This window comes from Sulfitobacter sp. 1A10359 (genome assembly GCF_043558145.1).
GTDB classification, from domain to species: Bacteria; Pseudomonadota; Alphaproteobacteria; order Rhodobacterales; family Rhodobacteraceae; genus Sulfitobacter; species Sulfitobacter faviae.
This window is the reverse complement of the sequence record NZ_JBIFGB010000008.1, coordinates 1-25,820: the sequence shown is the minus strand read 5'-3', so window position 1 is coordinate 25,820 and position 25,820 is coordinate 1. Positions and strand designations below refer to the sequence as shown.

General features: G+C 59.4%; 25 protein-coding genes and 2 pseudogenes. 20 read left to right on the top strand and 7 right to left on the bottom strand.

Annotation, left to right across the window (positions count from 1 at the left end):
* Positions 1–29: 29 nt before the first annotated feature.
* Complete coding sequence (locus ACGYK2_RS15215) at positions 30–932, top strand: SDR family oxidoreductase (RefSeq protein WP_152467180.1); 903 nt, start codon at positions 30–32, stop codon at positions 930–932.
* Positions 932–1,579: a glutathione S-transferase family protein gene (locus ACGYK2_RS15210; protein ID WP_051372683.1), complete on the top strand. Its 648-nt coding sequence runs from the start codon at positions 932–934 to the stop codon at positions 1,577–1,579. The genes ACGYK2_RS15215 and ACGYK2_RS15210 overlap by 1 nt, the downstream gene beginning before the upstream one ends.
* 568 nt (positions 1,580–2,147) lie before the next feature.
* Here the strand turns inward: ACGYK2_RS15210 and ACGYK2_RS15205 are convergent.
* Complete coding sequence (locus ACGYK2_RS15205; protein WP_065331505.1) at positions 2,148–2,486, bottom strand: DUF736 family protein; 339 nt, start codon at positions 2,484–2,486, stop codon at positions 2,148–2,150.
* A gap of 1,238 nt (positions 2,487–3,724) precedes the next feature.
* Here ACGYK2_RS15205 and ACGYK2_RS15200 point away from each other — a divergent pair.
* Both ACGYK2_RS15200 and ACGYK2_RS15195 read left to right on the top strand, forming a co-directional pair.
* Complete coding sequence (locus tag ACGYK2_RS15200) at positions 3,725–4,906, top strand: Fic family protein (RefSeq protein WP_152467152.1); 1,182 nt, start codon at positions 3,725–3,727, stop codon at positions 4,904–4,906.
* A gap of 44 nt (positions 4,907–4,950) precedes the next feature.
* Positions 4,951–5,385: a hypothetical protein gene (locus ACGYK2_RS15195; protein ID WP_254702672.1), complete on the top strand. Its 435-nt coding sequence runs from the start codon at positions 4,951–4,953 to the stop codon at positions 5,383–5,385.
* A 124-nt stretch (positions 5,386–5,509) separates the two neighbouring features.
* Here ACGYK2_RS15195 and ACGYK2_RS15190 read toward each other — a convergent pair whose 3' ends face one another.
* From ACGYK2_RS15190 to ACGYK2_RS15175, 4 genes are all read right to left on the bottom strand, one after another.
* The gene (locus ACGYK2_RS15190; RefSeq protein ID WP_238368764.1) at positions 5,510–6,232 is read right to left on the bottom strand and encodes a TniQ family protein; all 723 of its coding nucleotides are present in this window, start codon (positions 6,230–6,232) and stop codon (positions 5,510–5,512) included.
* Complete coding sequence (locus tag ACGYK2_RS15185) at positions 6,169–7,050, bottom strand: TniB family NTP-binding protein (protein ID WP_152467199.1); 882 nt, start codon at positions 7,048–7,050, stop codon at positions 6,169–6,171. The genes ACGYK2_RS15190 and ACGYK2_RS15185 overlap by 64 nt, the downstream gene beginning before the upstream one ends.
* A gap of 1 nt (position 7,051) precedes the next feature.
* Entirely contained in the window at positions 7,052–8,686 is a 1,635-nt protein-coding gene (locus tag ACGYK2_RS15180) for a Mu transposase C-terminal domain-containing protein (protein ID WP_152467153.1), read from the bottom strand.
* Between the two features lie 245 nt (positions 8,687–8,931).
* Positions 8,932–9,999: a hypothetical protein gene (locus tag ACGYK2_RS15175; protein WP_152467179.1), complete on the bottom strand. Its 1,068-nt coding sequence runs from the start codon at positions 9,997–9,999 to the stop codon at positions 8,932–8,934.
* A gap of 226 nt (positions 10,000–10,225) precedes the next feature.
* On the opposite strand from ACGYK2_RS15175, the gene ACGYK2_RS15170 reads away from it, so the two are divergent.
* From ACGYK2_RS15170 to ACGYK2_RS15150, 5 genes and pseudogenes are all read left to right on the top strand, one after another.
* Positions 10,226–11,134, top strand: coding sequence for a recombinase family protein (locus ACGYK2_RS15170; protein WP_152467450.1), 909 nt, complete (start codon positions 10,226–10,228; stop codon positions 11,132–11,134).
* A 342-nt stretch (positions 11,135–11,476) separates the two neighbouring features.
* The gene (gene repA / locus ACGYK2_RS15165; RefSeq protein ID WP_152467390.1) at positions 11,477–12,676 is read left to right on the top strand and encodes a plasmid partitioning protein RepA; all 1,200 of its coding nucleotides are present in this window, start codon (positions 11,477–11,479) and stop codon (positions 12,674–12,676) included.
* Entirely contained in the window at positions 12,676–13,644 is a 969-nt protein-coding gene (gene repB / locus ACGYK2_RS15160) for a plasmid partitioning protein RepB (protein ID WP_394374331.1), read from the top strand. Before repA ends, repB begins: the two co-directional genes overlap by 1 nt.
* A 238-nt stretch (positions 13,645–13,882) precedes the next feature.
* Positions 13,883–14,938 (top strand): plasmid replication protein RepC, encoded by a 1,056-nt coding sequence (repC, locus tag ACGYK2_RS15155; RefSeq protein WP_152467388.1) that lies wholly within the window; start codon positions 13,883–13,885, stop codon positions 14,936–14,938.
* 110 nt (positions 14,939–15,048) lie between these two features.
* A pseudogene (locus tag ACGYK2_RS15150) lies at positions 15,049–16,132 on the top strand (IS3 family transposase); the annotation flags it as partial.
* A gap of 103 nt (positions 16,133–16,235) precedes the next feature.
* Here the strand turns inward: ACGYK2_RS15150 and ACGYK2_RS15145 are convergent.
* Together ACGYK2_RS15145 and ACGYK2_RS15140 are read right to left on the bottom strand one after the other, a co-directional pair.
* On the bottom strand, positions 16,236–16,748 hold the full coding sequence (locus ACGYK2_RS15145; protein WP_152467387.1) for an RES family NAD+ phosphorylase: 513 nt from the start codon (positions 16,746–16,748) through the stop codon (positions 16,236–16,238).
* Entirely contained in the window at positions 16,748–17,098 is a 351-nt protein-coding gene (locus ACGYK2_RS15140) for an MbcA/ParS/Xre antitoxin family protein (RefSeq protein ID WP_152467386.1), read from the bottom strand. The genes ACGYK2_RS15145 and ACGYK2_RS15140 overlap by 1 nt, the downstream gene beginning before the upstream one ends.
* Positions 17,099–17,543: 445 nt before the next feature.
* Here ACGYK2_RS15140 and ACGYK2_RS15135 point away from each other — a divergent pair, with 445 nt between their 5' ends.
* The 11 genes and pseudogenes from ACGYK2_RS15135 to ACGYK2_RS15085 form a co-directional block, all read left to right on the top strand.
* Positions 17,544–18,029 (top strand): hypothetical protein, encoded by a 486-nt coding sequence (locus ACGYK2_RS15135; RefSeq protein WP_197919452.1) that lies wholly within the window; start codon positions 17,544–17,546, stop codon positions 18,027–18,029.
* 39 nt (positions 18,030–18,068) lie between these two features.
* Positions 18,069–19,007 (top strand): ArdC family protein, encoded by a 939-nt coding sequence (locus ACGYK2_RS15130; RefSeq protein ID WP_394374330.1) that lies wholly within the window; start codon positions 18,069–18,071, stop codon positions 19,005–19,007.
* A 23-nt stretch (positions 19,008–19,030) separates the two neighbouring features.
* On the top strand, positions 19,031–19,240 hold the full coding sequence (locus ACGYK2_RS15125) for a DUF6330 family protein (RefSeq protein WP_197919454.1): 210 nt from the start codon (positions 19,031–19,033) through the stop codon (positions 19,238–19,240).
* Positions 19,241–19,327: 87 nt separating this feature from the next.
* Positions 19,328–19,717, top strand: coding sequence for a DUF3768 domain-containing protein (locus ACGYK2_RS15120; RefSeq protein WP_238368312.1), 390 nt, complete (start codon positions 19,328–19,330; stop codon positions 19,715–19,717).
* A 154-nt stretch (positions 19,718–19,871) separates the two neighbouring features.
* Positions 19,872–21,854 carry a ParB/RepB/Spo0J family partition protein gene (locus tag ACGYK2_RS15115; RefSeq protein ID WP_238368311.1) on the top strand — a complete coding sequence of 661 codons (1,983 nt, stop codon included), beginning with the start codon at positions 19,872–19,874 and terminating at the stop codon, positions 21,852–21,854.
* A 74-nt stretch (positions 21,855–21,928) separates the two neighbouring features.
* Positions 21,929–22,522 carry a regulator gene (locus ACGYK2_RS15110; RefSeq protein ID WP_238368310.1) on the top strand — a complete coding sequence of 198 codons (594 nt, stop codon included), beginning with the start codon at positions 21,929–21,931 and terminating at the stop codon, positions 22,520–22,522.
* Positions 22,523–22,625: 103 nt separating this feature from the next.
* A complete protein-coding gene (locus ACGYK2_RS15105; RefSeq protein ID WP_238368309.1) occupies positions 22,626–23,279 on the top strand; it encodes a DUF6927 domain-containing protein in 654 nt (217 codons plus the stop codon).
* 124 nt (positions 23,280–23,403) lie between these two features.
* Positions 23,404–23,730, top strand: coding sequence for a type II toxin-antitoxin system PrlF family antitoxin (locus ACGYK2_RS15100; protein ID WP_152467379.1), 327 nt, complete (start codon positions 23,404–23,406; stop codon positions 23,728–23,730).
* Entirely contained in the window at positions 23,727–24,245 is a 519-nt protein-coding gene (locus ACGYK2_RS15095; protein WP_394374329.1) for a type II toxin-antitoxin system YhaV family toxin, read from the top strand. The genes ACGYK2_RS15100 and ACGYK2_RS15095 overlap by 4 nt, the downstream gene beginning before the upstream one ends.
* A 147-nt stretch (positions 24,246–24,392) precedes the next feature.
* Positions 24,393–24,545: a StaA gene (locus tag ACGYK2_RS15090; RefSeq protein WP_152467377.1), complete on the top strand. Its 153-nt coding sequence runs from the start codon at positions 24,393–24,395 to the stop codon at positions 24,543–24,545.
* Positions 24,546–24,646: 101 nt separating this feature from the next.
* Positions 24,647–25,744, top strand: a pseudogene (locus tag ACGYK2_RS15085) (SAM-dependent methyltransferase); the annotation flags it as partial.
* Between the last annotated feature and the right edge of the window lie 76 nt (positions 25,745–25,820).

Sequence of the window (25,820 nt, the reverse complement as noted above, 5' to 3'; positions counted from 1 at the left end):
TGCAGAAACATCAAGATAAGAGAGATACCATGTCCAACATCCAGAACGGCCCCTTCATCGTGACCGGCGCGTCCGGACAACTTGGCCGGCAGGTGGTCGACCTGCTGGTTCAGGCAGGTGCCGGGCCGGTCATCGCGATCTCGCGCACTCCCGACAAGCTTGCCGATCTGGCGGGAAAAAGAGTCGAGGCGCGCGAGGGCGATTTCAACGACCCGGCTTCTCTTGAAGCAGCCTTCGCGGGCGGCAAGCGTCTCCTCATCATCTCCACCGACGATCTGGAGCCGGGCAAGCGGCTCGCAGCTCATTCCAATGCGATTGCTGCGGCCAAGACGGTAGGTATCGACCACATCGTCTATACCTCCTTCGCAGGCCCAGTCGCGGAAAGTCCAATCGGATTCGCTCAAGACCACGAAGGGACCGAGAAGCTGATCACGGAAAGTGGGGCGGATCATACGATCCTGCGCAACAATATGTACACCGACTTTCTGTTGATGGGCGGCCAGCAGAGCGTCGCCATGGGCACGCATTTCTCCGCCGCAGCAGATGGCAAGACCGGATATGTGACACGCGCGGATTGCGCCCGTGCCGCAGCCGCGGCGCTAATGAAAGCTACGGGAAGGGAGACCCTCGATATCACCGGGCCGGAGACGGTCAGCCAGGCCGAGGTCGCGGCGATCTTGTCCGAAATTGCGGGTAAGGAAATCCCCTATGTCGCCCTGCCCGCCGAGGATCTGGTGCAGGCGATGATCGCAAATGGACTGCCGGAGTTCATGGCGAGGGTCTTTGCCTCCTTCGACGAAGCAATCGCGCAGGGCTATCTCGATGTGGCCAGCGGCGATCTCGAATCGCTCACCGGCAAGCCCGGACAGTCGGTGGCCGATTTCCTGGCCGCTAACCGCGCGGCGCTTCTTCAGGCGCCGCAGGAACAATAATGCTGGAAAATGTCATGAGGCTTTACAACGCGAACTTCTCACCGAATGCGCTGCGTGTACGGGCGGTGGCGCACGAACTGGGCGTGGAACTCGAAATCGTCGAGGTCGACATCCGTGCCGGGGACAACCGCGCGGCGGAATTTCTTGCCCGCAATTCAAATGCAAAGGTGCCTGTTTTGGAGGACGGGAATTTCGTGCTCTGGGAGTCCCGGGCGATCTGTGCCTATCTGGCCGGGATCCGGCCCGAGGCAGGGCTCTATCCTGATGGCCTCAAGACGCGGGCCCTCGTCGATCAGTGGGCCTGGTGGCAAGCCATCCACCTAGGCCCGGCGATGCAGAAGTTGTCCTTTGAGCTGTTCCTCAAAGAGAAATTCGGCATGGGCGATCCTGATCCTACTGTGGTCGAAGCGGAACGGAAAGCCACCGATCAGTTCCTTGCCGTTCTGGAAACCGGACTCGACGATAAGGATTGGATTGCAGGCGCACTCAGCCTTGCCGACTTCTATCTGGCGACCACATTCATGTATCGCGACCAAGCGGGGATTTCGCTGGACGAATTCCCCAGAATCGCGGGCTGGATCGGCCGGCTTGAAGCGCGTGACAGCTGGCAGAAGGCCGTAGCACCGCTTCTTGCGCTCTTCGCCTGACATCGCGCTCGCCGCGATGATTGAACGATCTGCATCACGTCCGGCGATCGGCGCGCTATCAGATTTAGACATGAGCAGGAAGCGTCGCATGACAGAAATTAGCCGCAGACAGCCGCGACAACCAACCTGACAAGAGTTCCTCCGGAAGCAATGCGGCGGTTTTGGGATGTAGATGCTGTGTCTCATCCCGATCTTTAGAGTTTTCGCGCGGAGTGTATTCATCAGGTCCGATAACTCAGCATCCGTCGCGCCAATTGAGCACGTGCCGTTCGTCCAAGACAAAGACTGATCTCACGGCCTCCGCGAGCGGGATGCCGAGCACAGTGTAACCGTGCAGGACAGCTATGCGGGTGTCACTGTTCCCTTAATTCTTGGACGCTGATGTATGTGACCGTTCAGAACCGCGGGGTCATGCTGCCCTGAGCAAGGGTGGTGTAGGACTTATGAAGCTCGCAATGTTGCCCGCAATAGGCTGCTTCGGGGCTTCATATTTCGTTCGTTCACTCAAACCGCTGTCGTTCCCAGGAACAAGAAAAAACCAGACCGCCGGAGCGGTCTGGCCGTTGGCTTAGGCGGCGTCTTTGGGGCCCCAAGGGATGACAGCCTGCAGGGACAGATCGTCCTGGTTTGCGGCCTTGCCGAGGTTGGCGTTGAAGCCGTGGTCGCGGATGGTCAGCGTGTAGTAGTCGGCGCCGGTCTCCTTGTTCTGCTTCTTCCAGATGCCGCCGCACTCGACCAGCTTGCCGCGCGGGGAGCGGCCGAGGACGCGGTGCGTGGGGGCCATCGGGTTCGTGCTCGCGACGGGTTCGACCGTGATGTCGAGGTCGAAGGTCAGGGTCGAGATGGAGCCGACGCCCTTGGCGGTTTCGATGTCGGTGCTGGTGAATTTAATGCAGTTCGTGGTCATTGCTCTTCTCCTTGTTTGCATTGCAATGATGGTCACCTTGCAGCTGGCCAAGGCCCGGCCACACCGAAGGCGAAGCGTAGCGGAGAGGGGCAGGCGCCGGTCTTTTTGGCGCGCGAGGAATGACCCGTAGGGTCAGGGGAAAAAGATCGGCGACAACCTTTGTGGACGGGACGACAGCTGCGACCAGCATGTCATGCAGAGCAACACATCGGGAGAAGTGCGGTGGCCGCGAAGGACACCCAGGTGAACAGCCGATGAAACTGCCGGGGGCGGTGTCCTTTCTGCCCTCTCACCCCGAGCCGCAGCCGGACGGGTTCGCGCTTTGCCGAGCCTTGCCTAACGTGGCGCGACCGCTTGCCCGTGGTAAGTTGGTCGAGTGAGGTGCCATCTGGCTGAGCGATTTCAAGCAGACCGCCGTGGCATCTGCACCGGGCGCGGGTCATCCCGATTTCGGACCAACCCTCTTCGGCATCCCAATAGTTTGCGATTTTTTACATCGCGTCCAACACCGACCCTCTGCCAGCTTTGGCCAGAGCGATCCGGCGGTTGTCGAAACTCCTTTGCGGTCAATGATGGCAGAACAGCATGTCCGGCAAAGCGAGGACTAACACCGGCTGACACGGGAAAAACGAGACTATTGAAGCGACCCGCCCCGCCCCAGCGACCGTTACCGAATGGCCGAGATGAAGCGTTGCCACGACCATGCGACGGCTGGTCGGGCTGGCTCCGGAGGAGACGGCACGGCCAGCGGTACGTCGCAGGGAGAGGCAGCGTTTCAGCTCGGGGAGGGCGGCTGCATGCAGCCGACCGAGTAGGGCGCGGTCCTGACCAAAGGGCAGGATGATTTATGGACAACAAGCACCCACGAATTCCGTTCGCCGATTTGATGAAACTAACCCCGACTCGGAATGTAACAGATACGACCTTTGGCCTTCTTCAGCCATCCGAGTTGTCGTGCGCGTAGCTGCCATATCGCGTAGGACGCCCGTAATGCGGGCCAATGAGCCGAAAGGTCTCGATTGGCGACTCGTGATCGATGGTGTTCTCTGGAAGAGGCTATTCCGCACAGGCATCGGGAAGGATTCCTGCAACCGAGAGCAGTAGGAAGCTGCCATGAACCCGCTCATATTGCCACTGACCTACTCTCACCACGTTAATTAAACCCGCTTATCTTAGCCTACCCACTATTTAAGCGAAGCCCGTATTGCTTAAATAAAAGAGGGGCATCATAGTGAGCTATGACCGATTCAGACCCCAACCAACGCCTTGGCCGCTTTGTCGAAACCCCCGTTGCAGGAGAGACGGTCCGCGCCTTCGTACCACCTCCCCTGCCTCCAGTCCCAACAATCGACGTACTGGGGCTTCTCGACCGACTCAGCCTCGCGGAGCGCGCCTTAGGGCGGCTGGATGGCATCACGATGCTTCTGCCGCGCCAGGAACTGTTCCTCTATATGTATGTCCGCAAGGAGGCCGTACTTTCCTCACAGATCGAAGGAACGCAATCGACGCTGACAGACCTGCTGCGTTTCGAGACCGAAGCACAGGCGGGCCAGCCAATCGATGACATCCGCGAGGTCTCGAACTACGTCGATGCCATGATGTACGGGTTGGAGCGCCTCGAAGACTTGCCACTGTCCCTGAGGCTAATCCGCGAGATGCATGCGCGTTTGCTGCAAAGCGGACGTGGCGGCACCAAGGACCCCGGGGAGTTTAGGCGCTCCCAGAACTGGATCGGAGGGACACGTCCCGGTAATGCGCTGTACGTTCCACCCCCCGTCACGGAACTGGACAATTGCCTCGGCGCGTTTGAACGCTTCATGCACGACGACCAGTCCCGCCTTCCTGCTCTCATCAAGGCAGGACTGCTGCACGTCCAGTTTGAAACCATCCACCCTTTTCTCGACGGCAATGGCCGCATCGGCAGGTTGCTGGTAACATTGTACCTCTGCGTCAATGGGGTGCTGCAAAAGCCTCTCCTCTATCTGAGCTTGTTTCTTAAGACGCATCGCGCTGATTACTATCGCCTGCTCCAGGAGGTTCGTGAGCATGGTCAGTGGGAGGCTTGGCTTGACTTCTTCCTCGCTGGCGTGGCGGATACGGCAAACCAGGCATTTGATGCCGCCACGCGGATTGTTGACCTGTTTAAGGAGGATCGCGAGCGCATTTCAGCGCAAAGCGATCGCGCCGGTTCGTCACTGCGTATCCATGAACTGTTCCAGCAGCACCCCTTCCTGACCGCGAACCAACTGGTCGAGTACACCGGTCTGTCGGCTCCGACGGTGAACGCGGCCCTCGCCGACCTCCAACGCTTCGGAATTCTTGAGGAGATTACTGGGAGGAAGCGGGGGCGTGTTTTCAGCTATCGCGCCTATCTGACCATCCTCAGCGAGGGTACCGATCCGCTACCCACCACTGCCTAGAGAAAGGTGCGATGACAATTGCCATTCGACCATGAATGTCAATCGTGGCTGGGTTGCTCCCCTACAAGTTCGGGCAATGGCTCGGCGTGCCCATGACTCTCAAACTCGTTCCAATAGATCATGGCGAACTCTGCCACGGCTGGGCGTGGTCCATCGATGATGAGGACGCACTCGCCGAACAGGTTGCACGTATAGTTCTCGGCCAATATCGCCACGTCGCCAAGATCCTGAGCGGTGCGGGGGTGCCGGGACCTGCTGCCAATGCCGAGCAGGCGACTGCAGCGATCAAACAACTGACGTTGGCGGAGGGTGACGATCCTTGGCACCGTGATGGCTGGCTGTTCCAGGCGATATCGTGGATCGCCGCGCACCAGCAGCCTGCCGCTTCGCTCACCCGGATGCCTCATATTCGCAAGGCCGATGTCGCGTTTCCCTTAAATCTGAGACGAGACGCTTTCGGCATTGAGTTTTGCCTTTAATTGCGAGATTCGGCTGTCATGGGGCCTTTGCTTCTCGCGTGCCTTTGCGCGATGTGATCGACCGCGGCTAGCAATCGATGCTCCTTCTCGAAGGCGCGCAAGAGAGCAACCTTGGCAAAGTCGTCTATGGCGGAGCTGACGATGGCTGCCTTAGCCAAGGATGAGATCGCGCGGCGGCGATTGCGGCAAGGCACAACAGCCTCACTTCCGGTCTGTGGCTCTGAAGAGCGAACAAGGGCTCCCCGTGGCAGCCCTTAAGTGACATGGCAAAGGTGACTGCGCGCATTGCGCGCCGAAGTTGCCTGGGGCCTTGCGATCGCGCGGCGCATTCAAGCATCCCTGCCCCGCGGCGCGCTCGGTATATCAGTTTGTCGGATATTGGTTCGTCACCGGCTTTGCCGAGGGTCTGCACAAGTCTCGTCCCGCAAACCCGACAGTCGAATGCCCAGGCCCGCCTCCAATGCCTGAGCGAAAGGCCCTCTCGGGAGCATTGCAGACAATGCTGGAATGGCATCTGGGCCGTCAGCGATGCTTCTCGTGGCGTCATTGCCGGAAAGGTCAAAGATCGCACGACATCTGGGGCGACCCGTGCGGCATTGGCAATCTTCTCTGCCGCAGCCGCGTCGATGCTGAAGTCCAAGGCGGTGCCATGCGTGGTATCGATTTCGATATGAGCCAGCAGTTCCGCGTCATTACAGTAGTTGGCCGCAGCCAACCGAGACAACCAACCTGACAACAACTCGTCTGGAAGCGGTGCGACAGTCTTTGGCAGCGGTCGCAGCGTCACACGCCGGTCTTCTCGAGCCGCCGATGGGCGTTCGCATGGCGCGACCAAACCGGCGTCCATTTTGCGATTGCGTCATCGGTGATGCATTCCTCACCGGTGACAATGGCCTCGATGGAAAGATCCTTGACTAGGGCGAAAATGCGCGAGGTCACCCCACCGGTCAGTGCAAGTATCTGCTTGAGCGACTTGACCTTCAGATTGGATTTTTTGTTGAGGGGCATTGCCGCGATGAGTGTCTGGATCATATCCGAGAACTCGGCATCATCGCGCCAGTTTGGCAGGTGATGTTCGTCCAGCCGCCTGGCAAGTTGGATATCACCACGGATGGCATCGACAGCCTCGCTGACCCCGAGGCAGACCAGCGACACTTCGAGTTCATTGCTGAGATACCGCAGAACATTGAGAAAGCGTCGCTGTTCGCGGTGGGTCCCGGCCAAAAGGTTGTGAACCTCGTCGATCATGATCATCCGCAGGCCAAGGTCACGCAGTAGCGCGATGACACGGACTTCGAGGGAAGCCACATTTTGAGCGCGGGCGCTCAGTGCCGTCGCCGGGGCGCCAACGGCGGCCAGGATATGCAGGTAAAACCGCCGTTCATCAGGTGCGGGCGGCGCTTGCAACAGCAGAAGCGGTGTGCGGGTGATGCCTGATGCCGGATCGTATTCTGGTGCGTACTTGCGCGACAGGTTTCGGGCAATCATCGTCTTTCCAATCCCGGAGGCGCCATGCACAAGAAGCCCAGGCATACGGGTTTGTCGTGGCGCTTCGATCATGCCCTGCAAGCGGTCCAACACCTGTTCCGCCCGTGGAAAGCCGATCCAGATATCCGATTGAATGAGGGCGATCCGGCCGTCTTCTTCAGTTGTCCCTGCCCTCAATTCACCATCTCTCCACCTTGAACAATGGGCGCGATGTATCACCCGTATCGATCGCGCGCAGCCCTTCGGTTGACGAGACGGCCGAGTTGGCGCTCTCCAATGTCCCTTTTCTTTCACGGGATCGGCGTTCGGCCTTCGTCAGGCCCCGGCTTTCAGTCTCGATCTGGCGTTGCTGGCGGATCAGCTCAGCCAGAACCAGCTCATTGGACCCGGACTTGCCAAGGGCCCGAGCCCTCCTCATGGCTTCGCGATATTCCCAGAGTGGCACGGGCGGAATTTCCAGATTTCTGTACCGCGCCTCAACAAATCGGCCATCGTCCAGTTCGACCCAGATCATTGAGATATCACGAGGATCGTAGCGAACGACCACCTTTCCATCCCCGCGCCCGATGTGGCCTGCAAGGGCATCGGACCAGTACCGTATCTGGAACAGATGGATGCCGTCACGCCTGATCTTGCGCAGTTCGCTCGGCAGGAAACTCACCTGAAAGGCTTCGATATCAAATGGGATATCGCCCGTCATTTGTTCTGAGAGCGCCTCCCATTTGGCAACGGGCGTGCAGCCAAGACTTGAATGAATGCTGTTGTTGTAACGGCAGATTTCCAAAGCAAACCAACGATCGAATTCGCTCAACGTCATCGTGGCCATGCCTTCGGCATCATAGTCGCCCTTGGTCGTGACCGAGGATTGCGTTGTGCCCGGCAGGAGGTGAACCGCCCCCATCATCGTCCCGATCAAACGTTCGATGTGACCTCCGAAGTGAGGACTTCCCGGCGGTCGATAGACCAGATCGATCCCCCATTCCGCACAGGCCGACCGAAAGGCCCGCGACCGGAAATCGCGGCCATTGTCGACATGGACACTCTGCGGTTTGCCTTGTGCGGGCCAAGGAATATTGCACGCCAATTCCGTCAGAAGTTGCGCCTTGGGGGCAACCGCCTGTGTCAGGCAAAGCGCCACAGACAGACGCGAAGGAGCCTCAAGAGAAGTGTAGTATCCGGTTACCATCCGCGTTGCGATGTCGATCGACAGCGTGACCCAAGGCCGGCCAATTGCTTGGCGCTCAAAACTGTCGACAAGAATAATGTCTGCGGGCGTATGGTCGATTTGCACGATTTCCAGAGGATGATTTGCCTTGTTTTCACCCGTGACCGGCGCAAACTTCTGGCGGGCCGCCTTTGCGCCCTCTCGTGCCTTCGCAACTTTGCGGGCATTCATTGCATCCAGACGACGCTGAACCGTCCGCCGCGTCGGTGGCTGCAGGCCCTGTTGCCAGCACGCGCTGCGGATTTCTGTCACGACGCGCGACAGGCTCGAACGCTCCCGGCGCAAAAAATAACGGCGAAGGTGCTCTTCGATCACCGCTTCGACTTTGCTGGATATCAAGATCGTCCCGGTCGGGCGGCCCCGTTTCCGCGGCGTCAGAGCGCTGGTGCGCCCACCCTCTTCCGCCAACCGCTTTACCCAACGCCAGACCGTCGCCCTGCTGACACCAAGCTCCCAAACGGCGTCATTGATGCCACTTTCCAGACTGCCAGTCCCTTTGAGAAAGGCCTGAACAAGGGGACGCAGCACCGCGGCCCTGCGCGCTTCTTCAGCACCAACGGCAACGTAGTCTTCGCCATCATCATCCATCGATATTTGCCGCAAATGTCTGTGAACCCTGTCTCAGGTTTAAGAGCAAAAATATCGGAATTAAAGGCAAAATCTCATATTTAAGGGCAAAGCACAGCTGTTGATTTCGTTGGATTTCTCATCTCACAATTAAGGGCTACGCGACACCACCCTTTGGCGACATCGATGAACGTAAGCATTGGCGATAAGCGCTCCTCCCTCAATGAACCGAGAAGGTCCCTGTCGCTGGATCTGATCACAACGGTCTAGTCCTTGATCCGCCACATCCTGAATCGTCCTTGTTGCGTCACTTCTCGGATCAGGCCTCTCTCTTCCATCCAGGCGAGGTTCCTTTGAACCGCCGCGCGACTTGCGCCTGTTAATGCCTCCGCCATCGGGGCTGACACCAAAGGCCATTCTGTCAACGCCGAACGAAGAGCCGCCGGAGTTCGCCCCGAAAGCTGAGACATGACTCCTTCCGCCCGAGCACTCCATGTCTCGGCATCGTCTAGATGCCGCATCGCCGTTAGAATTGCGCTGTTCATCCCATCCAACCAGCGGGTCAAGCGTTCGGGTGGCAAGCCCGAGACACGCAGCCCCCCTGCCCCGCCCATAGCTAGCGGTGCGAAGATGGCGCCGCTTCCGTCGCTGGCCGCGATCCTGGACGCGGTGACGGCGGCTTCGATCTGGTCGCCGTGCTGTCCGAGGCCCGCCAGGCTCCAGAGATGAAAGCCCATGCAAGCCCGCGTGATTGGGTGGAGTTCGGCAGCGGCGGCCATTACGTCCAACCATCCGCCCGCGCGATCTTCGAAACGCTCAGCGCTGTCTTCAATGTTCTCGGGATCGCGGCGATCCAGGAAGGCGGCCAAATCAGCCTTTGGTCCGGGACCGCCTGTCAGGCGCCGAACAGCCCATCCAACTCTTGCAAGGGCATTTGGGTCATCCTGTGCGCCCGAGAGCCGCATCGATATCCAGAGCGCCAGACGATCAGAACTCACCCGATCCCCTGAGAACCAGCTGAGGTTCGCTGCCTCGATCAAAGCGAGGCGATGCCGCCAGCCTTCCGGGCCACGCAGCAGCCGATCATCCAGAGCTCCTAAGCGTCCAGCCACCTTTGCCAGTCGCGCAGCGTGAACGCCTTCTGCCTTTGCCCAGTCATCGATGACAGCAGTGTCTGGCGGTTCTGCCCGTGGCCCGGGAGGTAAATCATCTGGTTCTTCATCGAGTGGTCCCGGCAGAAACCAGAGATCCTCTTCGTGAGCTTCTTCATCCTCCTCGATGGTGATGAGGGGGTCATCGAAATTATCTGTCAAAGCGGATGCTTGGGGCTTCATATGTGCAAAATACTGTTCTTTTGCACATTACCCAAGTGATTTTGTGGCGGTTGCCTTTGCTCTTTATATAGTATGCGCGCGCGACTGCCGGTGGAACCTCTCAGATCGCGCTCAGCGCAAGGAAACCAAGGGTTTTTGGACGAGCACGACGAGAGAGCACTTACTTGCATTCGTTTACAAACGGTCGTTTATTAGCGATACCTTAAATTGCAAACGGCCCGATTTCATGCCCCTGATAGGCTACGCCCGTGTTTCCACAGAGGATCAGACCCCCCTGCCCCAGTCTGAGGCCCTGCAAACTGCGGGTTGCGTCGAGATCTTTGAAGAGCACGCCTCGGGCGGCAATCGCGCGCGACCGGTGCTGGCACGCGTGCTCGAACGCGTCCAGAGCGGCGATACGCTGGTCGTTGTGCGGATCGACCGGCTTGCGCGGTCTCTGTCGCACTTGCTGGAGGTGATCGAACGTCTGGAGGCCAAGGGCGCCTTCTTCCGCTCCCTGCAGGATCCCATCGACACCGCATCCCCGCAAGGCAAGTTCACGCTGCAGGTTCTGGGTGCCGCGGCCGAGTTCGAGCGCGCTCTGATCCGCGAACGCACCAAGGCCGGGCTTGCCTCTGCGCGCGCCAAAGGGCGCGTTGGTGGCAATCCTGGGCTACGCGCCAAGGATCCCGCCGCGCTGCGCAAGGTGCGGCTTGCGCGACAGGACGGCTATATGGAGCGCCTCAACGAGACCGCGCAGGATTGGGTGCCCCATGTGCGCCGCTTGCGGCCGGATATGGCCTGGGAAGACCTGCTGCGGATCATCAATGGCCGACTGTCCCCAGATCGCCATTGGACACAAAGCCGACTGCTCCGCGCTGTGAAGGCCTATGTCAGAGACGGTTTCCTTCCTGCCGAGGTGCTTGGCCGCGCCGGACGCCGCGAAACCAATGACCGCCTGCCGGCCATCGTCGCAGCGATCAAAGGCGCGGACCCCGAAATCACGCTGCAGGCGATCTGCGACCGGCTGGAATCGATGCGCGAACGGACCCCTCGAGGTCGTACCAGCTGGCAGCCGTCTTCGGTCAAAATGTTGCTCGAACGCGCGGAGCGGCTTGGCCTAATTTCATCAGAATCGGCTCACTCCCAACTGTAACTAGCAGAGGCTCAAACAGCTGAATCTATCGCTCCAAACACTGTCAGAAGGTCAATTGTGCCATTGGTTGCATGGGTTTAGCCAATACCGTCCAAACAATCCTCATGAGCGGCTTGAAGCACGGTCTTGTGGACTTATTGCCGTAAAATCAACAACTTGCGGTTATCTTGATGTGACTGTACGTATTGGTGCTGTGGATAACTTTCACACTACATCTAGATTCTTCTTGCCGGACTCACTTGATCGTGGCATTCCCGTTCTGACGGCAAAACGCGTCAGACGCGCTGTACACCGTCAGAATGACCAAGAGCCTCAACAGAGGCCGAGAGTGGGCGGCAGGACATGGATGATCGTAACGTTGGATACGCGCAAGGCATAGGCTCTTCCGACATCGGAGCATTTGCCGACAATCTGGCTGAATCTTTGGATCGCCAGATGAAGATCGCTTTCGAGCCCGAAGAACGAAAGTCCCTGCGCCGTTTCAGTTCTACCGAAGTTGCCAGCCTCCTGCGCGTGAGCACATCTAACCTGCGCAACCGGCACAAGGACGGCAGCTTCCCGGAAGTTCAAACAGACAACCGCGGACACCGGTTCTACACAGCCCAGGAGATCGATAAGCTGCGCGACATTCTGGGGCGCACCGGAAAGAACGCAGAAAGCTACCGCCCTGGTCGACGTGACGGCGATCGTCTCCAGGTGATATCTGTCGTCAATTTCAAAGGCGGATCATCAAAAACAACAGCAACGATCCATCTTGCACAACGGTATGCTTTGCGAGGTTACCGAGTGTTGGTCTTGGATCTCGATCCGCAGGCAAGTTTGACCACCTTTTTCGGCTTTCGGCCTGAGCTCGAGTTCGCTGAAGGCGGCACAATCTATGATGCCCTGAGATATGAGGAACAAGTTCCGCTCTCGGCCGTTATCCAAAAAACTTACTTCCATAAGCTCGATATGGTCCCAGCGGGCCTAATGCTCTCGGAATACGAAACTGAGACGGCAAACGCCCTCGCCCGCCGGGTGCAGCCCATATTTGCGGAGCGTCTCGCCTTAGCGCTTGAGGAAGTAGAGGCGAATTACGACATCGTTCTGATCGACTGTCCACCTCAACTTGGTTTTCTTACCCTAACGGCGTTGGCAGCCTCGACGGGGCTCCTGGTAACGGTGGTACCAGGCATGCTCGACATTGCTTCTATGAGCCAGTTCCTCAAGCTTGCTTCGGAAACGGTGAAGGCTGTCGAAGAAGCCATTGGCCGGCGCGTTACCTGGGACTTCGTTAAGTTCTTGATAACGAGATACGAGCCTTCGGACGGGCCTCAGACGCAAATGGCGGGCTACCTGAGATCGATCTTGGCCGGTCAGGTCATGACTGAGCCAATGCTGAAGTCTACAGCAATCTCGGACGCCGGCATGACCCAGCAAACCGTCTACGAAGTTGATCCGAGCCAGTTCATCAGGAAAACGATTGATCGCGCTCTGACCAGCGTGAACGGCGTTGGCGATGAGTTGGAACAAACAATCCAAATGGCATGGGGGCGTCGCTGATGGCCCGAAATATCTTCAATCAGCCTCCAAAGGACGCGAAGCAGAGCGCGGCCCCCTCCCCTACCCCGCCAAAAGCGGCAAAACTGCCAGGATCTGTTGGCGGATTGCGCGACTCTTTGCGCGAGATTACCGCGAATTCCATTCGGGACATCGAGCCCGATCAGATTGACATGGATGGTCTGCGCGATCGGTTGGTACTGGAGGATTCCAGTATTGATGAGTTGGCCGAAAGCATTCGCAAGCATGGGCAACAAGTGCCAATTATGGTCCGTCCATCGGCCCAACCGGACAGATACCGTATCATCTACGGCCGACGCAGACTTGCAGCGATCCGCATGGTCGGCGGAACGGTCAAGGCGATCGTTCGAACCTTGGATGACGACGCATCTCTGATCGCACAGGGCCAAGAGAACAACCTCCGACTAGACCCGTCTTTCATCGAGAAATCTCTTTTTATCAAAGAGATGCAGGAATCAGGTTACAAGCCAAACGTTATTCAGGATGCTCTAGGCTTGACACGGCAGGGCGTATCCAACCATCGCGTCGTCATAGAGCAACTGCCAGAAGGGCTTGTACAGCTGATCGGGCCGGCACATGGCATCGGACGACGGCAGTGGGGTGACCTGGCCGCGTTCTCAAAAAAGATAGATCTGGTGAACACGGCCAAAGAGGCAATTGCCGCCCTGCCCGACGACACTCCAAGCGCGGAGAAGTTTCAGGCAGTCTACTCGGCTTGCTCGAACAAGGCGCGTAGCGACAAGAAGCAAGCCAACCGCAGCCTAACGTCCGTCGTCAAAGACGGGGACGGTAGCTCCGTGGGAACACTGACAGTCGATCAGAAAACGATCGCCATCAAGATCGCCAAGAAGGACAACCCAGAATTCGGCCGATGGTTCGAAGAGCGCGCGGAGGCAACGCTTTTGCAGCTCTTCAAACAGTGGCGGAATGAGAGCGGCTCTGGGTCCTAACCCAAGCCACACCGAGTAACGCGAGCAGAGGAGAAAAGCGAAGACCAGAAAGAAAAGAGCCCCCCAAAGTTTCCCCTGGAGAGCCCTCATCATTCGATTAGCACTCATGATGTAGCAACCTCCAGCAAACTGGTCAAGAGTCACCGATTCGGTGGACGGATTTTTATTGCCTTTTCCTGAGCGAAATCTTGGGAAGAGACAGGGAAGTTGTGGGCCGAACGGTCGTCGTGAACAAACCATGGCATTTACAAAACTATCGATCAGAACCGATGGTGCTGATGCATCTTGCGGCTCAATTTCTGCGGCTGAAACCGACATCTGGACCATCTTCAGGGCACTGAGAGATGCACGTAGCGTATTCGGTCTGCGTCCTGGCCATATCCAAACACTTCAAGCCATGCTCAGTTTCTTGAAGCCCGGCCATGGGGAAACGGTTTTCGCGTCCAACGACTCGATTTGCCAGCGCGTCGGCGGTATCGACGAACGGACCCTTCGCAGACACATCAACCGTTTCGTTGAACTCGGTTTCATCAAGCGCAATGACAGCTCGAACCGAAAGCGCTACCGCGTTCGCTCGTCCAGCGGGGAATGCATCAGTTATGGACTATCTCTAACCCCCCTCCTCCAACGTGCGAACGAGCTTATCGCCATAGCACATGAGATGGAAAATAACCGGCGGGATCGGATATTTGCCCGCAAACAGATCCTCACAAAACTCGCCCACTTGGAAGAGCATGATCCCAGCAACACATTCATCAGCCACGCACGGAGAGCTCTACGCAGGAAGCTGAGCCTTCCTGAATACCACGCGCTACTCGCAGACACAGACAGAGAATGCCAGAGTTTACATACCCCAGATGACCCACCAGAAACTGTAGAATTGCCCGCCAATGACGGACAAACTGTCCGGCACCAATCTAAGTCTGAAGAAGAAAAAAAAGATTTAGATAGCAACATAGGCAATGAAGCTCTGAAACCAGACTTGCTAACCTCAGTTTGCGATCAAGCGACGTCGTTCTCCACAGAGAGACTTAGAAACTGGTTGGAAATTGAAAACCATGCTCGAACACTTGCACCCATGATGGGGATTCACCCAGATACATTCGAAAAAGCCAAGAATGCAGTCGGAGCTCAGAAAGCGTCATGCGCGATCTTCATCATGCTACAACTTGGAAAACGTATCAGGGACTTTGGAGCGTATTTTCACAGTATTACCTTGGGCCAACGTCAAGACCAGTTTGATCCAATGGCTTTGATCAAGCGTCTATCCAAAACTGCTATGCAAACCGCCTAGTGTCCACCGCGGTGGACGTCTGACCGGCAACTAGTCCAATGGTAATACCCACCGATCTAAAGGAGATGCGGAAGAAAAATTTTCTCGGCAGGATGAACGAGGAGATTCCGATGAAGAAGACACGATTCACCGAGGCGCAGATCATGGGCGTGCTGCGCCAGATGGAGGGCGTTGTGCCTGCCGCCGAACTGTGCCGGGAACATGGCATGAGCAGCGCCACGCTGTACAAATGGCGGGCGAAGTACGGCGGCATGGACGCCAGCCTGATTAGCGAGATGAAGGCGATGGCCGAGGAGAACCGACGCCTGAAGCGCATGTATGCCGACGTCAGCATGCAGAATGACCTCCTGAAGGAGGCGCTTGGAAAAAATGAGACGGCGAGCTCAGCGCCGAGAGTTGGCCGTGAAAGCGGTGGCGATGAAGGGGGTCAGCATTGCGCTGGCGTGCCGGGCGTTCGACGTCAGTGAGACCTGCTATCGGTACAGCCCCAACCTAGACGATGAGAACGAGCAAATCGCGGATCTGCTATTGGGGCTGACAGCAGCGAAGAAGAGCTGGGGCTTCGGTCTGTGCTTTCTCTACCTGCGCAACGTCTAGGGGCATGGCTGGAACCACAAGCGGGTGTATCGGATCTACCGCGAGTTGGAACTGAACCGCAGGATCAAGCTGCGCAAACGGATGAAGCGGGACAAACCTGATGAGCTGGCTGTGCCGGACGCACCGAACGAGGTGTGGTCGATGGACTTCATGGCGGATCGCCTCGGCGACGGTCGCCAGTTTTCGCTGTTGAATGTCCTGGATGATTTCAACCGCGAGGGCTTGGGCATCGAGATCGACTTCTCGCTGCCTGCTGAGCGGGTCGTGCGGGCGCTGAACCAGATCATCGAATGGCGCGGTGCTCTTGGAACAATTTGTTTCGATAAGGGCCCGGAATACATCAGCGGCACCCTCATGGAATGGGCTGAGAACAAGGGCATCACCCTGTCTTATATCCAACCCGGCAAGCCCCAGCAGAATGCCTATGTCGAGCGCTACAACCGGACGGTCCGGCACGAATGGCTGGACCTTTACATTTTCGAAAGCATTGAGGCGGTTCAGCAGATTGCCACGGAGTGGCTCTGGTCTTACAACCACGAACGGCCCAACATGGGTAACGGCAGGATGACCCGCGGTCTTTCCACACGCATCATAGCTACCGAGCCAAATTCCAATAGGGCGCTTCTGCGCGGTCATTCCGTGTTTCTCCGACCGGCCGATGTCCACCGCGGTGGACAGATCCGGCACCAAGTCTCACAACTCACATGCGTGACAGCCGTTCTTCGTCATCCACAACTTCCAAAGAACCGTTTTTGCCAGCCCAGCCCCACAAAACGATGTTGAAGTCCGATGATGACGCGCCCTTGGCAAAACTCTGGATCAGAAGCCCTGCAAACCCATCCGCATTGAGGGCGCGTGCTAACTCCTGTGTCGGCACCAATTGGCCATCGAGCATCTTCATGCGCCATACAGGGTCGGCAAGCATCGCCTCGGTCGCGCCATACCGGTCAAGTCCGTCCTGATGGCGGGTATCGAAAATAGGCCCAAGGTCGGCCTTGTAGGACACCAGGATCGTGGGTTGCAGGCTGCCGACCTGGTTGGCTTCTCTAAGAGCGGTCGCGGGATCCAGCGAGGTGTAGAGCGTAGGGGTGCCCTTGGCGTTGAAGCGCCCTCCATAGAGTTCAGCGCCTCGTCCGGAGAGAGGTTCACGCGCATAGACCGGGTTCAGGGCGCGATAGAGTGGCCCTGTGTAGCGCCCATCTTTCAGCGGCATCAGGCAAAGACGCCCGCATCGACCGCATCGATGTATTCCAGAACTTGCTGAGCTTTGCCTTCCTGCACCAGCTGCATGGCTGTCCGGCCATCAAAGCCGGGCAGGGGCTCTGACCGGTACCATGCATAGGCCATCAGTTCTGAGCCGAAGCGCGGTTCGACTTTGTTCAGCACCTCAACCAACTCGCGCAGGCGACGCTGCGTCTTGTCCGAACCGATGCGGGTTCGCCTCTGCAACGCATCTTTGCCCAAGCCAACGGTCAATGCGATTTCCTCAGCCGAAGTGCGCAAGGCTGCGGCGATCTTGCGCGGTTCGAATTGCCCAGCTTCTGCAAAGTTCGTGATGTGCATGATCTATGCCCCTACAGTGATAATGACGGTATATAGCGACATTATTGCTGAATTGCAAGGTGGCAGGGGGTGCAGCACCTTCGTTTCCCAAGCTAATCCGTAACGCGGGATTGCTCTGAACGTCGGACATCCAGATTTTTGGGCCCGAAAAGTCGCAGCAGGCGCGATTTTTGCCGATCGAGAAAATCAGATAAGTCATTGATAATAGGGCGACGATTGCCGCGTCCGGGCTGGGGTTGCCGATATTCCTTGCCGATCTTGGACCCCAACCGGCACTGACTGTATGAAGCCCTTGGGAACCGCGGTGGTGTCGGACCCTTGTCAGTTTCCGCGGTCCAGTTGGCGGTTGGAAAGAGAAAGTGTTCTTCGGGTTTTGTGACTGACGGATGAGGGCCTTTGGGGTCCCTCAGATGGGTCCGGGCCGGGTTCCGGTCTGTTTTTCCGGATGAAGGGCATTCCCATGCAAACAGGTGTCTTGCGCGTGTTGCGCGCGACCGCTGCCTCTTGGTGGCGGCATAGAGAGCTGCGCCGAGCCGGTCAGACAGGGCTGGCACGGAAGCTCGAGCGGAAAGCCGTTCTCCGCGATCTCGGCTATCTCAGGCAGGCGGCGTCATTGCCAAACGCGCACGTGATCTGCGGGGAGGGTGGGACGTTCATCCATCTCGGTTGGACCACCGTGTCGAGTTTCGCGCCGACCGAACGATTTCCCTTGGCCGCTCTTGCGGTCGCACTCGGGACGCCCTTCATCGATATCCGACCCGTCACCGATGTTATTGCCTTCGCGAACCTGCCGCGGGTGGTGCGAGGCGGATCGGTCGACGCTGACCACTCAGGTGCCGGCCAGTCTGTCTCGCTGACCACCTACATCGACATGGTCGAAGCGCTTGGCGCGAAGGTCGCCAACGATCCGCGGCCCAGTCAGAAAATCTGATCCCCAAACATCTCACCCACACACGAAAGGAGGCCAGCCATGGCCCGATCCCGCACGCCCAAATTTGATGCCTCCGAGGTCATCACGAACGAAATCATCCGCATCATCGAGCGCGGCGTTCTGCCGTGGCGCAAGCCCTGGACGGCAGGCGGCAGCTCACGCCCCCTGCGCGTGGGCGGTGAGCCCTACCAAGGGGTCAACAACTTCCTGCTGACCATGCGCACCGTCATGGCGGGCCATAGCTTGCCCTTCTGGATGACGCTGCCGCAGGCCAATGCGTTGGACGCGAAGGTGCGCAAGGGCGAGAAGTCCTCTGTCGTCGTCTATTATGGTCAAAGCCGGAAAGACGCCGACGGCGAGGATGATCAGGGGGAGAGCAATGATCACTCCGAGGAGGCCCGCGTCTTCCGCTTCCAGAAATCCTACCGCGTGTTCAATGCCTGTCAGATCGAGGGCTTGCCCGAGAGCTTCTATCCGGACCCGGAGCCCGCGCCCGAGCATCCGCCCGCTGAACCCATCCCGCACATGCAGGCGTTTTTCGACGCTATCGACATCACGACCGTCTTCACGGGCACGGAAGCGTACTATTTGCCGCCCGTGGACAAGGTCTACATGCCGTCCATCACGCGGTTTGAGAACCCGCGGAACTTCTACGGGGTCTGGGCCCATGAGTTGGCCCATGCCACGAAAACCCCGCATCGGCTCAATCGCGACTACGGCCTCTCGCGCTTCGGCAACACGGCCTATGCCCGCGAAGAGATCGTCGCCGAGCTGACCTCGGTGTTTCTCGGCCAGACGCTCGGCTTCACGGCCCATACGCTCGAGATGAATGCCGCCTATCTCCACAACTGGTTGCGCGTTCTTCGCTCAGATAAGGGTGCGATCTTCAAGCACGCCGCGGATGCGCAGCGCGCCTGTGATTACCTGATCGCACGGTCAGAGGCGGGCAGGGCAGGGCGCAGCGCCGAGGCTGCTTGACCATACGGAGAACGGAGACTCGCATGTCACGTAAAGAACCCAAGACGCTGCGGGTGGCCTGCTTCAACGACGGCCGCCGCAAGATCATCTCCTTCAAACGCGGTGCCTATTGGTGGAGCGCGTCCGAGGGCGCGTATCCCCTCTCGGCGGCACTTGAGAGCATCAAGGAACAAGGCGGTTGGATCGAAACCATCCCCAACCCGAATTACAGACCCAAGGGGCTGTTCGGGTAGGGCGCCTTCTGCTTCGGTTCCTCCGCCCCGCGGAAAAGAAAAAGCAGGCTTTGGGAAGGGTGTTTCAACTTCTCAAAGGAGAGCCCTATGACCATCACTGCACAGCCCCATACAGAATGCCCGGATCCGAGCGTCATCGCCGCGCAGAACGACGCGTTCCGCAAGCTCGCGTGCCTTGGAGTGCCGCCCGCGCAGCCCGTCCAAGGCCGGATGCATGTCACCCGCTCGCTCATGGAGGTCGGTGACGGCTTCATGGCCGAGGCGGTGAAGGCCACCGGTGAGTTTGCCACGTTCGAGCCCGAGAATGACCCGGAAGGCTGGCACGATTTCGGGGCGGTCGAGATCCGGGGCGAGACCGTGTTCTGGAAAATCGATCTCTATGAAGCGGATTCTGATTTCCGCTACGGTGCCGAGGCCCCGGACAATCCCGCTACTACCACGCGCGTGCTGACCATCATGCTGGCGCGCGACTGGTAGGGCGGGGGGAGCCTTAAGTCCTACACCTCCGACACGGAAGGCCCACTGACCCTTCAAAGGGAGAGTGGGCCTTTTGTCGTGGTGATCCCTGAAGCCGGGGATTGGCCGCGCGCGAGCGCGCGGACCGCATCCTACCCATCGAAAAGGACATCCCATGACCGCAAACTTTACCCCTCTCACCGTCGCCATCGGCGATCTGATCCCGCATCCCGCCAATGTGCGCAGCAACTCGCCGGAAACCTATAATTCCGAAAACATCGCGCATTTGAAGGCCAGCATCGCTGTGCTGGGCCTGCTCCAGCCGCTCCTTGTCCAGAAGCTTGACGGCAAACACGCCGTGCTGGCCGGTGGCCGACGCCATGCCGCGCTGAAGGAACTGGTCGCGGACAAGTCCGCGAAGGGCTTCACGGCGAAGACGAAGATCGACTGCCGCCTCGTGCCCGAGGATTGCGATGTCACCACGGCCCTGTCGCTTGCCGAGAACATCACCCAGGCACCGATGAACGCCATCGACGAGTTCGAGGCCTTCGCCCGAATGATGGAGGTCGACGGCCAGACGCCCGAGACCATCGCAAAAACCTTCGGCACCACGGTGGCCGCCGTGAAAGGCCGGCTGCGCTACGGGCTGATCCACCCCGACATCCGCGCCGCGGCCCGGGCCAAGACGATCACGCTCGACACGATGAAGGCCTTTGTCGAGCATCCGAGCCAGGAGGTGCAGCGCGAGGTCTTTGAGGCACTCACGAAAGACGGCGGCTATCTGCAGGCCTACACCGTCCGTCAGGCGCTCAAATCGCGCGGCGTGCAGGTCAGCGACGATATCGGGGCCTTCGTGCGTGAAGACTACGAGGCCCGCGGCGGTGCTGTCGCGGCCGATCTTCTGGAAGAGCATTCCGTGCTCGAGGATGCGGCGCTGGTCGAGACCATACTGCTCGAGAAACTCGGGGCTGCCGCTGAGGAGGCCCGCGCAAAACTAGGCTTTGCCTGGGCAGATGCGATGGTGCGTTATGATTACGCGACCATGGCAGACTATGGCCGTGTCTACCCAGGACCCGTCGAGCCGGATGAGACCGCCCAGAAGCGCGTGGATGAGATCACCGCTGAACTTGAGAAACTGCAGCTCGAAATGGAAGATGAGGGGCTTGAGGACGGCGCTTACAATGCGCTCTACGACCGGGTGGACGCTCTGGAAGAGGAAGCTCGCGACCTGCAAGAGGCCTATAGCGCTGAGGACCTCGCGCGGTCCGGGGTGATTGCGTCGTGGCAGGGTGGGCAGATCACGCTCCATGTTGGCCTCGTCCGCCCGGAGGACATCGCGAAAGAGGAGGGCGCGCGCGGTTCGTCGGCCAACCCGACCGCGCAGGAGGCCCCTGACGCTGGCGAGATCAGCTACCCGGCCTCGCTTGCAGAGGACCTCAAGACCGAGCGGGCCATGGCGCTCGGGGCTGCGATGGCGCTGCATCCGGAGGCCACGCTCGATCTGACCCTGTTCAAGCTGGTGAGCGATGTTCTGGGCAGCGGCATGAGCGTCACGCAGGCGATCAAGGTCGACGCCCGCAAGGAATACCGCAGCCATGCCAAGATGGACGAGATCGACGAGACCTCGCTTGAGCAGGTGGCGGCGGCGCATGATGCGCTGGACCTCTCCTGGCTCGATGACAGCCGTTCGCCCGCCGATCAGTTCGCGGCGTTTCGCGCGCTGGAGGCCGGCGAGAAGGCCAAGCTCGTGGCCTATGCCACCGCCAGTACCACGCAGTCCTGCTTTGCCCGGGACCCGCGGCGCGACAGCCTGATGCATGACTTCGAGATCGAGATCATGCCCGACATCCGAGCGCATTGGACGCCGAACGCGGCGCTCTTCAACCGCTTCAAGAAGGCCTGGCTCCTGAAGATCCTCGGCGAGGATCTGGGTCTGGCACAGGAGGCAGTGACGCTGGCCTCGTCGAGCAAGAAGGAGATCGTCGCCTTCTGCGACAAGCTCTTCGCCGAGCCCTTCGCCACGCTCACGGAAGCGCAGCGCGCTGCCGTGGCCGCCTGGTGCCCGCCCATGATGCAGACGGCCGGTGTCGTCTGTGATGAGGCGGAGCCCGCCTCGGCATCTCCCGAGCCTGACAGCGAGATCGCGCAAGCGGCTTGAGGCCTCACGCGACCCGCGCGAGATATTCCGCCCGCGCGGGTCGACCCTCCCACACCCAACGGAAAGACATCCCCATGGCTATTCTCAAGTTCTCTGCCTCCGCTGTCGCAGCGCAGATCGCCCATGCGCGCGCCTGCAAAACCTTCCTTCCCAACTGGAACGGCCCGGTGGACAGGCCGGCCCTGATCCTCATCGTCGGCAACGGCGTGCATCTGCGCTCGAACGGCATCGATGGCACGACCACCCGCATCGTCACCACCGAACAGGCCGATCCGTCCTTCGCCTTTGCCGACGGCATGAACCCGTTTCGGGATACCGATTGGATGGCGCAGCGCCGCATGGCGTTTCGCGATCTGACCGGCCAGTTTTATACCGACATTCTCGACGATGTGCAGGTGCTCATCGACCGGGGGCAGGGGGCCATCCGGCTCGCCACCGATGGCCACAGCATCCGTGTCTTCGTCCGCCGGGCCGCGGACTATCTCATCGGCGGGACCTACGAAGTGCCCTCGGGCCTCGGCGGCACCTTCCAGGTCATCCTCAAAGATGCCTGCGACACCTTCGCAATCGTGCAGAACTGCGGCAATTGCGAGGATTTCGACGCCATGCAGCCCTACCGCGTGCCGCTCGATGCGCTGATGGAACTCGATGATCGGAAGGCGGCATAACGCGCCCTTTCTCAAGCAAGCATCGCCAATACCCTGCCGGGCCTGCGGCCCTATCGGGACATTGGCGACAACAATTTTCCCCAACGAGAGAAAGGACACTGAAATGGGATGGCTCTTCTACACCGACCGCCGCGTCCAGACCTACGCGGATGAGAAAGCGGAAATCACCCGGCTCTGCACCTGTCATGGCGACACGCGCAAAACCGAACTGGTCAAAGCCTGCAAGGTCGGCTCCACCTGGTATGCGGCGGCAAAGGTCACCAATCTCGACGGCACCCCTGTCGAGGACTCGACCTATGTTACGCATGCGGACGGCTCGATCACTTTCGGAGCCGTCTTCCTCACCCGATACGATGACGGCTGCTGGGGCTACAAGGATATGGAGGAAAGCGCTGGCCCGAACGAGTGTCGTGCTCCCCTTGGGCTGATCGAGCTTCTCTCCGATCTGAAAGACCCGGACAGCTACGCCCAGGACTGGCGCCAGCGTTGCCGGGATTGGGCGTCGATCCCGGACTACGAGGAAGGCGACAAGATCAAGCTCGCAAAACCGGTCACGCTCACCGACGGCAGCACCTGCCAGATCGTCACCGCGACCCACTACAGGCGCGGGCGGCAAAAACGCCGGTGCTACCGCATCGAGGAAACCGGTGGGCTCGTGCGCCTGTCGAAAGCGACGCTTGCGGGTTCGGAGCTGCTCAGCTCCGCGAAAGGTGCTGTCAGCCCGGTGCTGGCGGAGTATCTCGCGGGGCGAGAATAGGTGCTGTGCCGGACGGTTCATCGACCTGCCGGCGACAGCAGATCCTGCGGCTTGTCTTGACAAGACAATGCAGATGCATTACCTATCACGGGCAGCAAAGCCCCTTTTCTTTCAGGAGACTGCCATGACAGCGCTCGCAGAAGACGTCTCGAAACTCACGGATCGGTATCAGACGACCGTGCCGGCGGGTGTGCGCAAACAGCTCAAGTTGGGCAAAGGCGACCAGATTCGCTACTGCACCGAGCCGAGTGGCAGGGTCTATATCGAGCCCGTGCGCAGCGACGAGGAAGATCCTGCGCTCGGAGCCTTTCTCGATTTTGTCGAGGCCGATATCAAGGCGCATCCGGATCGCATTCGGGCGTTCGATGGGGCTTTGCATGACCGTCTTGCAGCACTGGTCGGAGAGGTTGAGGTCGATCTCGATGCGCCGCTATCGCTTGAGGATGAATGAGCGGCGATAGCGTGCCCGCCCAAGCGCCCCTTGTCGTAAACGGATGGTCGATTTATGCGCATCCGCTCTTTCTGGACCAGCTAGAAGGGCTGATCGAGGAGGTCGAGGCGCGTAAGGCACGCGATCCAAAGACATGGCGAAAGAAGAACTGCACGAAACGGCTTGCCGCCATCTTCAAGCTGGTGGCCGAGGCCATACCGGCGGATCCGGGTTCCGCGGCCTTCCGGCAAGGCGGCACACTCGACGATCACCGCAAGCACTGGTTCCGGGCGAAATTCTTCCAGCAGTATCGGTTGTTCTACCGGTTCAACAGCGATGCGAAGGTCATCGTGGTGGCCTGGGTGAACGACGATAAGACCCTGCGCGCCTACGGCAGCAAGACGGATGCCTATGCGACGTTCAAAGGGATGCTGGAAGATGGAAATCCACCTGACGATTTCGACGCGCTCCTGAAAGAAGCTGCGGTGGCGGACAAGCGGTTCGAGACGTCTCTCGAAGCGGCGCCCGATCGGTAAGTGGCCCGGTTAGCTATTAACCTTACGGCCTTGCCGTTTACGGCACCACTGTGGGTGATGTAGCATCGACCCATCGCATAGTCGGAGAAAGCGCAATGGACCCAACGGCTAAGGAACAGCCGCACCTCGGTCTCGAGAAGCATTTCCGTGGCGGCTGATGTCAATTCGTATGACGCGTGGTTTCGTGCGCAGGTACAGACCGCGCTTGAGGATGCACGCGCGGGAACTTCACAGGTTCAGGTAATGCAGGCCGCGCAGGCTTTGATTGATGCGAAGCGCCAGGGCCAATCCAAGCCCTGACCAAGCCTTGGAGGTCAGCGCGGTCTGACCTCATCACACCGAAAAGCGAAAGCGGGCTTTTTGTCCTTTGGAACTCAGACCCTGATCCAAAGGAATTCCCCATGACCAAGCCCAATCCGGCGAACCCGACTCTTTCAATCTCTGACGCTAACGTCGCCTCTGCGCTGGCGCAAATCGGCGCGGAAATCGACCACCAGCCCCTGCGCAGCTCAGCGCTCGCACGCATCATGCGAGAGACCTTTCTTGGTAGCGATTCTGGCGGTGCCTGGGACTGGCGGAAGGCCTATGACCTGATGCAGGCCGCGGCCGTCCAGATGCTGTTGCGGGAGGACAACGCAGCGGGTGACATCGCCACCGCAAAGCTGCTTGCCTCACGGCTGCTGACGGAAACCCGCCGGTCAGAGCAGCAGATCCGGCTGCAGCAGTTTTCCACGCCGCTGGCATTCGCGGCCCTGATGGTGTGCGCCGCGGCGATCCGCAAGGGCGAGACCGTGCTGGAGCCCTCGGCTGGCACTGGTGCCCTGGCTGCTTTCGCCGCCCGGGCCGGTGCCATGCTTTTGCTCAATGACATCGACCCCTTTCGCCAGAGCCTATTGCGCGCTGTCTTCGGTGGCGAGGTGACGAGCCATGACGGCGAGCATATCGACGATCTGCTGCAGACGCCGGTTCTACCCGACATCGTGTTGATGAACCCGCCCTTCGCCTCTTCGGTCGACCGATCCCGCGACAAGCACATCGCCGCCAAACATCTCATTGCGGCTGCAAAGCGTCTCGCGCATGGCGGGCGGCTGGTGGCGATCATGCCGCCGGGATTCACGCCCGAACGCGATGCCGCGCATTGGTCGCGCGCTTGCGGTCTCCTGACGCCGCGCTTGGCCCTCACGATGCCGGGACAGGTTTACCGCAAGCTCGGCACCTCTGTGGAAACCCAGCTGATGGTCTTCGACAAGGTGCAGGAGGACGGAGAGATGATCCGCGCCAGCGTCAGGGACTTGGATGAAGCCTTGGCATATATCGACGCAGTGGCCGCAACCCGGCCCGAGGCGCGCCCCGCCCAAAGGGTGGCGTCGATGCCGCACGCGCGGCCGACCGTTCACTCTTCTGCCCCGCGCAAGACCGCCGCTGCGCCTCTCGCCGCCTCCAATCCACGGCCCAATGCCGTCCGTCCGCTCAGCTTCACAAGCTTTCAGACCCCGCGCTGTTGATTGTCACTGAGAACTGACCCGGTAGCCCCATAAATTGTCACTGAGAATTGACCCATGTGAACACACTTCC